This is a genomic window from Sphingopyxis sp., assembly GCF_016704835.1.
In the GTDB taxonomy this organism is placed as follows: domain Bacteria; phylum Pseudomonadota; class Alphaproteobacteria; order Sphingomonadales; family Sphingomonadaceae; genus Sphingopyxis.
The window spans coordinates 198,994-211,711 of sequence record NZ_JADIZJ010000021.1; the positions used below are offsets into that span (position 1 = coordinate 198,994).

Here is a 12,718-nt window from a genome sequence, read left to right on the forward strand (position 1 = left end):
TTCGCTCCAAGGCACGGGTCGCAGTTCGACACAGGATCAGGGCCGGCGCCATTCTTCGACATATCGTTCGGCGATGCGCCGGTAATTATGGTGCTTCTCGACAAATGCGCGCGCCTCGTCTCCCATCTCAGACAGTCGGTGCTGCGCTTCCCATACCGCCTCGATCTGCGATACGATGCTGGCTGCGTCGGGGGTTATATTGAGCACAGGAGTCCGCTCGCCATCATAGATGGACAGTGATTCCGGCTCAGCGCCGCCGAGCACGACCTTACCCATCGCCATTGCGAACAAGGCGTTCATTCCGCAGGAATAACCATTGGTCTGATCGACGACGACATTCACTCGCGTCATCATCTTGAGATACTCGGCAATCGGAAGATTGCTGAGGTGCATGCATTCAAAGCGGTCAGGACGCTTTTCCTCAAGTATCCGGAACGCCTCGAGTACATGCCGCGTGCCTTTGAACCCCAGGCGTCCCGCGCCGTGCATCACGACCAGTTTGCCGTCCACACGGTTCGGCAATTGCGCGATCTTTTCGACATTGACCGGCAGCGGAATGGTCGGACGGACGTTTGAACGCCCGGCATATCCGAGCTCATATTCGTGCATCACGGGAATATAGCCATCGACGAAATCGGCGATTTCTTCATTCCATGCGAGTTCATCGGGCATCGAAAGCGGGTGCTCCGTCAGCCCGAGATCGATGGTGGTCGCGTCATCGATGGGATTGTAGCGCATCGCACGGATGCCCTTCTGGACGAAAAGGGCATCGTCCCCGCATCCCGAAAGAAACATCCGCGGCGAAGACCGCCGAAGACGACGCAGCAACCGCGCATTCAGTCCCCATCCGACCGGGAAAATATTTGGATTGATGACCTGTAGGACGTCGGCGTCGGGCGCCGTGGCCGCAAAATGCAATGCCTTTGCGATGCGCGCTAGTGTGCCCGCGCCGCCGCTCCACGCGGTGCCGATATTCCAGTCGACCGGAATCGCCTTCGTCCCATCGCCGGTTCCCACCACCGTCGCATCATGGCCGAGCACATACAGGCCATCGCGCAACGTCGTGTGCGAAACCGCTAAACTCCTAAAAGCGTTATTTTCATGTTCGGCTTGTCGTTTCAGAAAGATATGCAGTATGAACGAAAGGGGCGACGATATAGAGCAGATAATTGATCGCATTAGGCGATCTGCGCGCCCTCAAGGCCGAAATAGATAGGGGTGAGCAGGCGCACTAGGACATACCAGCTAAGCCGAAAGATCTCGGTCGCGATAAACGGCTTCATCATGCCCGAGCGATGAGGATATAGAGGGGTACCGTCACGACCATCAGGTAAAGCGCACTGATCCGTGTCAAAGCGTCCCAATAGCCCGCACTCGCCAGACCAAAATCGTCGATCAGATGATCGCGGATAAACAACTGCGTCAGCGGCACCATGATGGCCGACGTCAACGCCATTTGCGGTAAATTTGAGCAGTTCGCGCAGCGCGTCGCGATCGATCGCTCCGACCAGCATCGATGGCCTGAACCACGGCTGGCGCAGGCAAGCGACGGCGGTGACCAGAAATACGATGGCCTGATTAAGCGACAGCGCGGTCAGCGCGCCTTCAAGACCGAAGGCGACCGTCAGCGCACCCGTCATCCCCAAGCCAATCAGGCTGCCAGCGATCGTGATCATGACGAACAGCTTGATCGCCTTCTTGCCGTTCAAGATGGCCAGCAACAGACCGTTAAGCGCAATGAAAACCAGGCTGACGCCCAGCCAGATCAGCACCGACGCGAGGTTTTCGTCGCCCAGAAGCCTCTCGGCCAGAGACCGGCTGAACAGCGCGAGACCTAGGCCGACGATGGTCGACCCGACGATCGTGATCGTCCCCGCGGTACGCCAAAGGAGGACCTGCCGGTCGGGGTCGTCGAAATGCTCGGCGGTGGCCTTGGTGACGCCTGTATTCGTCGCGCCATTGGCAAGGTCGTGAGCATCGTGACGAGATGCAAACTGGCCGATGATCGCATAACCGGACGGCCCGACGTATATCGCCAGTATCTTGTTGAGGACGATCGAACTCAGGATGCGAATTGCCACCGCTATTGCATTGAGAAAACCCGTTTTGACCAGCGTCACGTCGTGGCTCTGAAGAAGTCCGAGATTGCGGCCACAACCCTCTCCGCCTCTTCATCGGTCATCGTCGGACCGATGGGAAGGCTCAGGACTTCGCGGTGGATCGCTTCGGCAATCGGGAAAACCCCTCGCCATAGCCAAGGGCCGCGTAAGCTTTTTGCCGATGCGGCGGGATGGGATAGTGGATCAGCGTTCCGATGCCGCGCTCCTGCAGGAACGCCTGCAACTGGACGCGCCGCTCTGTCCGCACGACATGAACGTGCCAGACCGGCGCTGCCTGCTGCGGCACGAAAGGCAAAGTCAGGCCGACAAGACCCGAAAGCCCTTCGCCATATCGCCGTGCGATCTCGGTGCGCCGAGCGTTGTCCCGGTCGAGGACCGGCAGCTTCACTGACAGGAACGCCGCCTGCAATTCGTCCAGTCGGCTGTTATAGCCGACAAATTCATTCTCATATTTGCGCCGCGATCCATAGTTGCGGAGCATCGCGATCGTCTCTGCCAAGGCGGAATCATTGGTGGTGATCGCGCCACCGTCACCCAGCGCGCCCAGATTCTTGCCGGGATAGAAGCTGTAAGCCACGGCGTCGCTCGATGCGCCGGCGCTCCTGCTGTTCCAGCGCGCGCCGTGCGACTGCGCGGCGTCTTCGAGCAATTTGAGTCCGTGCTTGCGCGCGACCGCCGCGAGCGCGTCCATGTCGGCCATCTGGCCATAAAGATGCACCGCGATGATCGCCTTGGTGTGCGGCGTGATCGCCGCTTCGATCCGCGCTGCATCGAGGTTATGCATCGCCTCGACCGGTTCGATGGGAACCGGCGTCGCGCCGGTGTAAGTCACGGCAAGCCAGGTCGCGATATAGGTGTTGGACGGCACGATGACTTCATCGCCGGGGCCAATTCCCCACGCCATTAGCGCCAGATGCAGCGCGTCGAGGCCGTTGCCGACCCCGACGCAGTGATCGCTCTCGCAATAGGTCGCGAAATTCGCCTCGAACTGGGAAACTTCCTTGCCGAGGATCAGCCATCCGCTGTCAAGCACACGCCGCAACGCGTCCTGAAAACGGTCGGCGTCGCGCAGATTGATCGCTTTGAGATCGAGGAACGGGACTGCTGTCATTCGGACGCGCTTCTGATCTGCCGCGCCGGCATACCGGCCACGAGCGCGCCTTCCTCGACATTCTTGGTTGCTACAGCGCCGGCGGCAACCGTCGCCTTCTTTCCAATCACCACGCCGGGAAGAATGGTGGCGCCGACGCCGATCACCGCGCCATCCTCGATGATCGGGCCGCGGACATGATCGCCATATCCAGCCCGAACCAGATTGTCATTTGCCGTGCCGACCAGAACGCTGATGAAAACGTCGTTACCGATGATGGCGTTTCCCGTGATGTGGGTGTTGTCCATGATCTTCGTACGGTCGCCGACCACCGTGTTATAGTTGATTGTGACGAAACGGCTGATGATGCATTCGCGTCCGATCCGGCACTTCTCACGTATCGAAGCGCCATCGCCGATCAATGTACTCGGGCCGATGTTCGTATCATAGTAAAGCGTGCTGCCCGGCCCCACCGAGCAGTCGTTCCCAATGACGAGTCGACGCTCGAACTCGGGCTGGCGCGCAATCGCGCCCGCGCCCTTTGGCTCCTTGCCAATATAGGCCGAGGGAAAAACCTCAACGCGCTCGCCCAGAATGCATCCGTCTTCGATGACGACGTGCGGATGGATAACGCAGCCGCTCCCAATTTCAGCTTTGCCGATGACGGCATAGGCGCCGATTTTCGCATCCGGCGACACATTCGCTCCGTCGGCTACAATGGCTGTGGGGTGGATCGACATTAGCTCGTCCTTTCCCTTGAATTCCGACATATCGCGGATGTAGTCCGCTTCGTCATATTCGGCGCTGGCAAACATCAGCAGGACGCAATCGGGCGAAAAATCCTGCATCTCATGCCATATCGTCGGCCCGACATAGAGCCCCTTTGTCGGGTCTTCGCAGCGCAGTTCTTCGCGCGTCGTCCCATCGTCGAGAATGATACTGCACGATCCGGCAACACACACCGCGACCTGTTCCAGCGCCTTGTGCGCGTGAAATCCGCGCGGTTCGTCGACCTTCAAGTCGCGCATGAAATAGACGCGCCGGATGTCGAACGGAATCTGCCGCCCTGCCTCGGCTACAACCAGCAAGCCGCGCGGATCGGACACGGCTTTCAAATCGATCCATTTTGCTAGCGTCACTGCGCCATCTCCGCGGTTGCGATCAGATATTGGCCATACCCGGTTTTCGCGATCCGCTGCCCCGCTTCGGCAACCTGCGCGGGAGAAAGCCATCCGTTGTGGAGCGCGATCTCTTCAAGACAGGCGATCTTAAATCCCTGACGGCTCTCGACGGTTTCGACAAAATGTGCCGCCTCCAACAGCGATTCATGCGTGCCTGTGTCGAGCCACGCAAAGCCGCGCCCGAGCGTCTCTACGTCCAGTGCGCCGCGCTGGAGATAGGCGTCGATCACGCTCGTGATTTCCACCTCTCCGCGGGGCGACGGCTTCACGCTCTTCGCGATTTCGCAGACGCCGGAATCAAAGAAGTAAAGGCCGGTGACCGCATAGTTCGACGCGGGCTTGGCTGGTTTTTCCTCGATCGATGTCGGTCGTCCATTTTCATCGAAGGCGACGACGCCAAAGCTTTCAGGGTTTTTGACCCGATAGGCAAAAATCGTCGCCCCTTCGGTCCGCGCCGCCGACCGCTGCAGCATCGGCGTAAAGCCCTGTCCATAGAAGATATTGTCGCCGAGAACGAGCGCTGCGGCATTTCCGTCGAGAAACTCCTCCCCGATGATGAAGGCCTGCGCCAGCCCGTCAGGACGTTCCTGCACCGCATAGGTCAATTCGATGCCGAACTGGCTGCCATCGCCGAGCAGCCGCACGAAATTGGCCTGATCCTCCGGCGTCGTGATCAGCAATATCTCACGGATTCCCGCGAGCATCAGCACCGACAGCGGATAATAGATCATCGGCTTGTCATAGATCGGCAGCAGCTGTTTCGACACCCCCTGCGTGATCGGATAGAGACGCGTGCCGGACCCCCCGGCCAGGATAATGCCCTTCATCATTTCGCGCCGACTGCCAGCCCAAGGCGTTCCAGCTTGTAGGTGCCGTTCAATATGTCTTCCCACCATTGCCGGTTATCGAGGAACCATCCGACCGTCTTGCCGAGACCCGATTGGAGCGAGTCACGAGGCGCCCAGCCAAGTTCGCGCTCGATCTTGGCAATATCGACGGCGTATCGGCGATCGTGCCCGGGGCGGTCGGTAACAAAGGTAATGAGATCGGCATAGTTCGCGACGCCCGTCGGCTTCTGCGGCGCCTGCACTTCCAGTTCGGCGCAGATCGCACGGACCAGGTCGATATTCCGACACTCGCTTTTGCCACCGATCATATAGGTTTCGCCGACGCGCCCGCGCATCACGACGTTGATCAGCGCGCGGGCATGATCCTCGACATAAAGCCAGTCGCGGATGTTGCTGCCGTCGCCATAAACGGGCAGCGGCTTGCCCGAAATCGCATTGATGATCATCAGCGGCACAAGCTTTCCGGGAAATGCCGTGGCCCGTAATTGTTCGAGCAATTGGTGATCAGGACGGGGAAAGCCATAAGTCCGATACCAGGCGCGTACGAGATGGTCCGAACTCGCCTTGCTCGCCGAATCAGGCGAACTCGGCGCATATCGCGTCTCTTCGGTAAAGGCCGGCTCGTCGGCATCGAGATCGCCGAACACCTCGTCGGTCGAGATGTGCAGGAAGCGAAAGCCCTGCCGTTTTTCCTCATCAAGTCCCGACCAATAGCGGTGCGCACAATCGAGCAGTACCGACGTGCCGACGATATTCGTCTGCACAAAGGCGGCCGGACCGTCGATCGAACGGTCGACATGCGATTCCGCCGCCAGATGCATGACCGCATCGGGCGTATGCCGCTCGAAAATATCCACCATCGCCGCTGCATCGCCGATATCGGCTTGCTCGAACGCGTAATTCGGCAGATGGGCGACGGCATCCAGCGAGCGCAAGTTCGCCGCATAGGTCAGCTTGTCGACATTGACGACCGACACCCCGGCGCGCGCGATCAAATCCAGGACGACGGCGGACCCGATAAATCCGGCGCCGCCGGTCACCAACAGCTTCATGCGTCTCTTTCTTCCGGTTAAGCAGCGTCGAAAATCAACGGTGCGACGGCCAATTGGGCCGGAACAGACTTGGGGCCGCCCATATCAATGCGTCCCGTCCTTTGCCAGCTTTTTACCCAAGTCATTGGCACGGAGCCGGCCGATGGCCCCGTCGACTTAACCCGCCGTGGCCAGTCCCAGAACCTCCACGACGACCTCTGCGGTTCGCGACATCTGTTCATCGGTCAGGGTGGGATGCACCAGCCACATCAGGCTGGTTTCCCCAGGACGCGCGCCACTGGCAAACGCTGCGCCGGACGCGCGTCGGTGTCGTCAAAAGCCTTTTCCAGATAGACCTCTGAACAGCTGCCCTGATAGCAAGGCACCCCGCGCACGTTGGTTTCGCTGACGATCCGGTCGCGATCCCACCCATCCTTCAGATTTTCGGGCCGGACATAGGCATAGAATTTATACTGCGCGTGGACGCTGTCCGTATCGCCCAGTTCGGGAACGCGAACCACGCCCTGCTCGCTGGCGAAAGGCGCAAGCGCTTCACGGATCACCGCTGCGTTCTGCGTCCGTGCCTGCGTCCAGTCGGGCATGCGCGCAAGCTGGATCCGGCCGATCGCCGCCTGCATTTCCAGCATCCGCCAGTTGGTTCCGATACTCTCGTGCACCCAGCGAAACCCGGGCGGATGCTCGCGCTCATAAACGGCTTCCCAGCTCTTGCCGTGATCCTTGTATGACCACATGCGCGACCAAAGCGCGGCGTCGTCGGTGGTGACCATGCCCCCTCGCCGCCCGTCGTCATGCTCTTGTCCTGACAGAAGGACCATGCACCAACATGGCCGATCGATCCGACGCTGCGCCCCTTGTACCGCGCACCATGCGCCTGGGCGCAATCCTCGATGACCTTGATGCCCTGCTCGTTCGCGAGCGCCATGATCGGGCTCATATCGGCCGGCCATCCGGCCAGATGAACCACGATAATCCCTTTGGTGCGTTCACTGACGTGCGGCGCGATGGTCGCTGCCGAGAGATTTCCGCTATCAGGCTCGACATCAGCAAATACCGGCGACGCGCCAGCATTATAGACGCAGCTGACCGATGCCAGGAATGTTCGCGGGGTGACGATCACTTCGTCGTCGGCGCTGCCACCATAGGCCGCGCCGATACCAAGGCCTTGCAGTGCCAGGTCGAGCGCGACGGTCCCGTTGGCGACGGCAATGGCGCGCGCGGTTCCGCTCCATTCGGCGAACTCCCTTTCAAATATGCGGCATTCCTGCCCAGTCCAGTAATTGACCTTGTTTGACCGCAGCACGGCCGCGACGGCGGCGACCTCTTCTTCGGAGAACGAGGGCCAAGGCGCAAAATCGGTGTTGAGCATGGGGGAAGTGCAATCCGAAATAATCGAAAGAGCCCTGCCCATCGCCTTTGCAACCGTCGCCGTCAACCTTTCTGCGATGTGACAGACCGAAAGCCAACCGCCCGCCCCGGTAGCCCGGGCCTCCGTCTCCGAGATGGTCGAATAGCAACATCACGATGGTTCCGTGGCGCTTCGGCAACAAAGCTACCCGTTAGGAGCCTCCGTCAGTGCGGGTGAACGCTAAGGACCAAAGTCCTGCTTCTTGTCCAGGGGCCTGGCAGGATTGCCGGCGACAGTTGCCCCTGCGGGTACATTCTTAGTCACGACCGCGCCCATTCCAACAGTCGCACCCGCACCGATGCTGAGGCCCTGCCTGATCACCGCGCCCGCCCCGATATAAGCATGATCACCGATCGATACATTGCCGTTGCAATGAACTCCGGGTGCGAATGTGACATAATCGCCGATTACGCAATCATGCTCGACATAGGAATAGAGGTTCGCATGGAAACAGCGGCCGATCCGAATGTTTGACGTCACGGCTACGAATGGCGAAAGCAGCGCGCCCGCGCCGATCTCCACATCATCCATAATGACCACATTCGGCGCACGCGTGCCGATCACCTCGACGCCCGCGGCGGCGCAGCGCCAGTCGAGTGTTTCGCGAACCTTCGAATTTGCAATGGCGATAGCCACATGGCGTGAACAGGCCTCGTCGCGGATGAAGTCGTCGAACACCAAAACTGCATGGCCGTTGATATGGTCGCTTGGGGGCGCATCATCGACGAAGACCAGCCGCGCGTCTTCCCCAGCAAGTTCGGCCCGAAGCAACGGCATGATTCCGCGGCCGCACCCGCTGGCGCCATATACTCCGAACAGCCGGGTCATCGCTTGCCCGTCCCTTCAAATTTCGGCATCGTTACCTCGCCATCGGCGTTGATACCGTCGCGTTTCAGCACCTTTGCCAAAGTCATCCAGAGAATTTTCATGTCGATCGACATTGATCGATTGTCGACATACCAAACATCAAGTGCGAATTTCTGTTCCCAGCTTAACGCATTGCGGCCATTGACCTGTGCCCAACCGGTAACGCCGGGGCGCACCTGATGACGCCGCATCTGCTCCGCATCATAGAGCGGAAGATACTCCATCAAAAGGGGCCTGGGCCCGACAAGGCTCATCTCGCCCTTCAGCACATTCCACAACTCTGGGAGTTCGTCGAGACTCGACGAACGCAGCATGCGGCCCACATCGGTCATCCTCTCCGCGTCCGATAGCGGCTGGCCGTCGCTTCCGACCGCTTCGCGCATCGTGCGGAACTTCAGCATCTCGAACGTCTCGCCGCGATACCCTGGCCGCATCTGCCGAAAGAAGACGGGCGAGCCGATCCGTATCCGCACAAGCAGCCCGATCAGGAGAATGACCGGCCACAGAAGGAAGAGAAGCAATCCCGCCGCTGCAAGATCGAAACCGCGTTTCATTACCAACCATCCCCAATGCCAACATGTTCACCCGCGACCATCTTGTGCCTGACGATACCAGCCTCAACCCGCTGAGTTCGCTGATGCACCGGCACGATATTCGGGGACCAGTTCGCGAACGATCGCGATTGCGGCCGCCGCGTCGCCCTTGCGGAGCATGCGGTCCAGCCGCTCTAGCAGCGCGGAGAGTTCAGCCCAAGGCTTGACCGCGTCGCGCGCCTGCATGATCCGGGCATGCGCAGTCGGTGCGGGATCGTCCCCCACCAGCAATTCCTCGTACAGTTTTTCGCCCGGACGCAAACCGACCTCGACCACCTCGATATCGCCGTGGGGATTGCCATCGTCGCGAACCGTCAGCCCGGTGAGCCGGATCATCGTTTCCGCCAGATCGGTGATTTGGACCGGCTGCCCCATGTCGAGCACGAAAACCTCGCCGCCGCGTGCCATGCTCCCCGCCTGGATGACGAGCTGGGATGCCTCGGGGATGGTCATGAAATAACGCGTGACCTCGCGATGGGTGACCGTGACCGGCCCGCCCGCGGCGATCTGCTCCTTGAACAAGGGGACGACCGACCCGCTGGAGCCCAGGACGTTACCGAAGCGAACCATCGCCAAAAGCGACCGTTGCTGTTCGACCGCGCGGGCCTGCAATATCAGCTCGCAGATCCGCTTCGAAGCGCCCATGATATTGGTTGGCCGCACCGCCTTGTCGGTGCTCACCAGGATGAAACGCTCGACACTCGCCGCTTCGGCGGCGAGGGTGCAGTACAGCGTGCAGAAGATGTTGTTGCGCAGACCGGCTATCGGGTTGTTCTCGACAAGTGGCACATGCTTGTACGCCGCCGCGTGATAGATGCTTTCGGGCCGATACCGGTCAAGGGTACGAACGACCGCGTCCCGATCGGACATGTCGGCCAGTTCGGCGACGATATCGACCGCAATCCCTTCGCTTCGCGCGAGCTCGCGCAGTTCTGCGTCAATTGCGTAGAGCGAAAATTCGGACCGTTCCACAAGGATCAGGCGCTTGGCACCGGCACGAAGGATCTGGCGACACAATTCGCTTCCGATCGAGCCGCCGGCACCGGTAACGAGGACGGTCTTGTTCGCGATCGAGCGGTGCATCAATTGATCGTCGGGGGCGACCGGATCGCGACCGAGCAGATCCTCGACCTGCACGTCCCTGAGGTCGCTCGTCGATACATGGCCCTGGATGATCTGCCCGATGCCGGGGAGCATCCGGACCCGGATATTGCGCCCCTGCAGCGCGGTCACGATCTCGCGCCGGCGCGCGCGGCTCGCACTGGGGATCGCCAGCAAGACCTCGTCGATCTCCTGATCCTCGATCACGCGGCCGAGCTTGGCGGAGTGCCATACCGGCAGTCCGTCGACGCGCTGGCCGTCGAGACGCTCATCGTCATCGACGAAGCCCACGAGCCGGAGATGCGGTTCATGGCGAAGCGAGGATGCAAGTTGCTGCCCCGCGCCGCCCGCACCATAGATTGTCAGCCGTCGCCGCTGCGACAGATGGACATTGGCCTGGCTCACCAGTTCGAAGACGACGTAACGCATTCCCAGGCGGCTGAACAACAAAAGCAGGAAGAAAATGATCGGTTGCAGAACCGCCAAGGTCCGCGGGACGCCGGGGATCTGCACAAAAGCGAAAATGATGACGAGAGGAATGGTCAGCCCGGCGCACGCATAGAATAGGCCAGCCATCGACCTTCCGCCCGAATAGCGAACAAGGTTCCGATAGACCTGGAACTGCCACGCCAGCGGAATCCAGAACAGAAGAGCGATCAATCCCATCGCGACGATCGGCCCCGGCTGCGCGGGCCACTCCCCCACCCTCAAAGCATAAGAAAAAAGCGACGCAACAAAACAAAATATGATGTCGGAAAAAAAAGCTATTGATCGACGAACCGGGCGCCTGAAAAAGATCAGCTTTTCCAATCTCTATTATTTTATTCTTCAGTTTCTCGATAGCGGCCTTTGCAATGCGGCTCGATTTTCCCAAGAAACGACTGTTAGAACTCACAGTAAAATCCACATATCACCTTTCCGGCGCCGGGCCTGTCCCTAACGCCTGCCAGCGCCCCTTACAAGCGTTCAAAACACTCGTGCCCCGCTTCCGCAGCTCATTTAGATGGGCGATGTCCCGGCCACCAAGGCCGATGCCTGGCTCCTCCACCGGCTTACGGACTAGCGCCCGTAGACCGACGTCTGCGTAGGCATCACGCAGTTCGTAGCCTGGTTCAGATAATATCACCGGAACCACCCGGCCGGCGTTGGTGGCCGCCCTTGACAGATACTCTCGGACTGCCGCACGCGCCTTCAGCCTGACCAAATCTGCGGCAAAGAGGATTTGTTATCGATCGAAATTATGCAATACGCGCCGCGCGACGCCAGACCAGCCCGCCTGAACCCGACCGATGATCCAGGAGCCCTTTTCAATGAGCCGCGTCGCCATCTATTTGCCTTCGCTTGGTGGCGGCGGCGCGGAAAGGATTACCGTGACCCTTGCCAACGCGATCGCTGCGCGCGGCGATCAAGTGGATTTGCTTCTGGCGAAACGCGAAGGTCCCTATCTCGAAGACGTTTCGCCCGGCATCCGGGTCGTCGACCTTGGCAATCGCCGTACCTTTGCAAGCCTGCTTCCGCTTGCCCGCTATCTGCGCCGCGAACGTCCCGATGCGCTGCTTTCGGGCCTGAACCATGCCAACATCGTCGCCATCCTCGCGCGGATGATCGCGCGTGTTCCGACCCGACTCGTCGTGACCGAGCATAACAGCACGTCGGTCGGCGCGAACGTCCGCCATGGGCGCCTCGTCTTCGGCCTGATGCGGTGGCTTTATCCGCACGCCGACCGTATCGTCAGCGTGTCGCGCGGTATCGAGAAGGAACTCGCGGCCAACTTCGGTTTGCCCAAAGACAAGCTTTGCACCATCTATAATCCACTCGACGTTGATACCATTCGCGGCCGCATGTTTCCGCGTCCCGATCACCCGTGGCTGGCGGCGGGCACACCGCCGATGATCGTAGCGGTGGGTCGGTTGACGGCCCAGAAAGATTATCCGACCCTCCTGCGCGCGTTCGCCCTGCTTTGTCAGCGCCGCGACGCAAGGCTGGTCATTCTGGGCGATGGAGAAGAGCGCGAGGCGCTAGAAAAATTAACCCGCGAACTCGGTATCGAGGCCGACGTGGCGTTGCCGGGCTATGAAGCCAATCCCTTCGCTTGGATGGCGGCGAGCGATCTGTACGTGCTGTCGTCGGCGTGGGAAGGCCTGCCGGGCGTGCTGCTGAGGCCATATTCGCGGCGCGAAAGTCGTGAGCACCAACTGCCCGACCGACCGGACGAGATCCTCGAAGACGGCAAATGGGGTACACTTGTTCCTGTTGGTGACTTTCGGGCCATGGCGGACGCGATGGATGCGGAGCTTGCATCACCCGATCGCCTTGACGTCGCAAAGCGTGCCGACGCGTTCAGGATCGAATATGCGGTAGATAGCTATTTGCGGACGATGAGTATTTGAACATGGAATGGCCAGACGCGCCAAAAGGGATGATTACGTGAATCTCAACCCCGACATTGGAATGAATCAAT

General features: G+C 60.1%; 13 protein-coding genes and 1 pseudogene. 2 read left to right on the forward strand and 12 right to left on the reverse strand.

Going from position 1 to position 12,718, the window contains the following annotated elements:
* Window positions 1–36 precede the first annotated feature (36 nt).
* The 9 genes and pseudogenes from IPF76_RS16030 to IPF76_RS16065 form a co-directional block, all read right to left on the reverse strand.
* On the reverse strand, window positions 37–1,059 hold the full coding sequence (locus tag IPF76_RS16030; RefSeq protein WP_293846140.1) for a glycosyltransferase: 1,023 nt from the start codon (window positions 1,057–1,059) through the stop codon (window positions 37–39).
* 119 nt (window positions 1,060–1,178) lie between these two features.
* The gene (locus IPF76_RS16035) at window positions 1,179–2,120 is read right to left on the reverse strand and encodes an oligosaccharide flippase family protein (protein WP_293846141.1); all 942 of its coding nucleotides are present in this window, start codon (window positions 2,118–2,120) and stop codon (window positions 1,179–1,181) included.
* The gene (locus IPF76_RS20985; protein WP_366499752.1) at window positions 2,117–2,233 is read right to left on the reverse strand and encodes a DegT/DnrJ/EryC1/StrS family aminotransferase; all 117 of its coding nucleotides are present in this window, start codon (window positions 2,231–2,233) and stop codon (window positions 2,117–2,119) included. Before IPF76_RS20985 ends, IPF76_RS16035 begins: the two co-directional genes overlap by 4 nt.
* Complete coding sequence (locus IPF76_RS16040) at window positions 2,203–3,231, reverse strand: DegT/DnrJ/EryC1/StrS family aminotransferase (protein ID WP_293846143.1); 1,029 nt, start codon at window positions 3,229–3,231, stop codon at window positions 2,203–2,205. Before IPF76_RS16040 ends, IPF76_RS20985 begins: the two co-directional genes overlap by 31 nt.
* The gene (locus IPF76_RS16045) at window positions 3,228–4,349 is read right to left on the reverse strand and encodes a WxcM-like domain-containing protein (protein ID WP_293846145.1); all 1,122 of its coding nucleotides are present in this window, start codon (window positions 4,347–4,349) and stop codon (window positions 3,228–3,230) included. The genes IPF76_RS16040 and IPF76_RS16045 overlap by 4 nt, the downstream gene beginning before the upstream one ends.
* Window positions 4,346–5,218: a glucose-1-phosphate thymidylyltransferase RfbA gene (gene rfbA, locus IPF76_RS16050; protein ID WP_293847380.1), complete on the reverse strand. Its 873-nt coding sequence runs from the start codon at window positions 5,216–5,218 to the stop codon at window positions 4,346–4,348. The genes IPF76_RS16045 and rfbA overlap by 4 nt, the downstream gene beginning before the upstream one ends.
* Entirely contained in the window at window positions 5,218–6,291 is a 1,074-nt protein-coding gene (rfbB, locus tag IPF76_RS16055) for a dTDP-glucose 4,6-dehydratase (RefSeq protein WP_293846146.1), read from the reverse strand. Before rfbB ends, rfbA begins: the two co-directional genes overlap by 1 nt.
* Window positions 6,292–6,539: 248 nt before the next feature.
* On the reverse strand, window positions 6,540–7,058 hold the full coding sequence (locus IPF76_RS16060; protein WP_293846148.1) for a DegT/DnrJ/EryC1/StrS family aminotransferase: 519 nt from the start codon (window positions 7,056–7,058) through the stop codon (window positions 6,540–6,542).
* Window positions 7,059–7,117: 59 nt separating this feature from the next.
* Window positions 7,118–7,591, reverse strand: a pseudogene (locus tag IPF76_RS16065) (DegT/DnrJ/EryC1/StrS family aminotransferase); the annotation flags it as partial.
* Between IPF76_RS16065 and IPF76_RS16070 the strand changes: the two are divergent.
* Window positions 7,575–7,739 (forward strand): hypothetical protein, encoded by a 165-nt coding sequence (locus IPF76_RS16070; RefSeq protein WP_293847413.1) that lies wholly within the window; start codon window positions 7,575–7,577, stop codon window positions 7,737–7,739. The pseudogene IPF76_RS16065 and the gene IPF76_RS16070 sit on opposite strands and share 17 nt — an antisense overlap.
* Window positions 7,740–7,876: 137 nt before the next feature.
* Here IPF76_RS16070 and IPF76_RS16075 read toward each other — a convergent pair whose 3' ends face one another.
* From IPF76_RS16075 to IPF76_RS16085, 3 genes are all read right to left on the reverse strand, one after another.
* Entirely contained in the window at window positions 7,877–8,524 is a 648-nt protein-coding gene (locus IPF76_RS16075) for an acetyltransferase (RefSeq protein ID WP_293846150.1), read from the reverse strand.
* Entirely contained in the window at window positions 8,521–9,117 is a 597-nt protein-coding gene (locus IPF76_RS16080; protein ID WP_293846152.1) for a sugar transferase, read from the reverse strand. Before IPF76_RS16080 ends, IPF76_RS16075 begins: the two co-directional genes overlap by 4 nt.
* A 63-nt stretch (window positions 9,118–9,180) precedes the next feature.
* A complete protein-coding gene (locus IPF76_RS16085; RefSeq protein ID WP_293846154.1) occupies window positions 9,181–10,962 on the reverse strand; it encodes a nucleoside-diphosphate sugar epimerase/dehydratase in 1,782 nt (593 codons plus the stop codon).
* Window positions 10,963–11,567: 605 nt separating this feature from the next.
* Between IPF76_RS16085 and IPF76_RS16090 the strand changes: the two genes are divergently transcribed.
* The gene (locus IPF76_RS16090; protein ID WP_293846156.1) at window positions 11,568–12,647 is read left to right on the forward strand and encodes a glycosyltransferase; all 1,080 of its coding nucleotides are present in this window, start codon (window positions 11,568–11,570) and stop codon (window positions 12,645–12,647) included.
* Window positions 12,648–12,718: the final 71 nt, after the last annotated feature.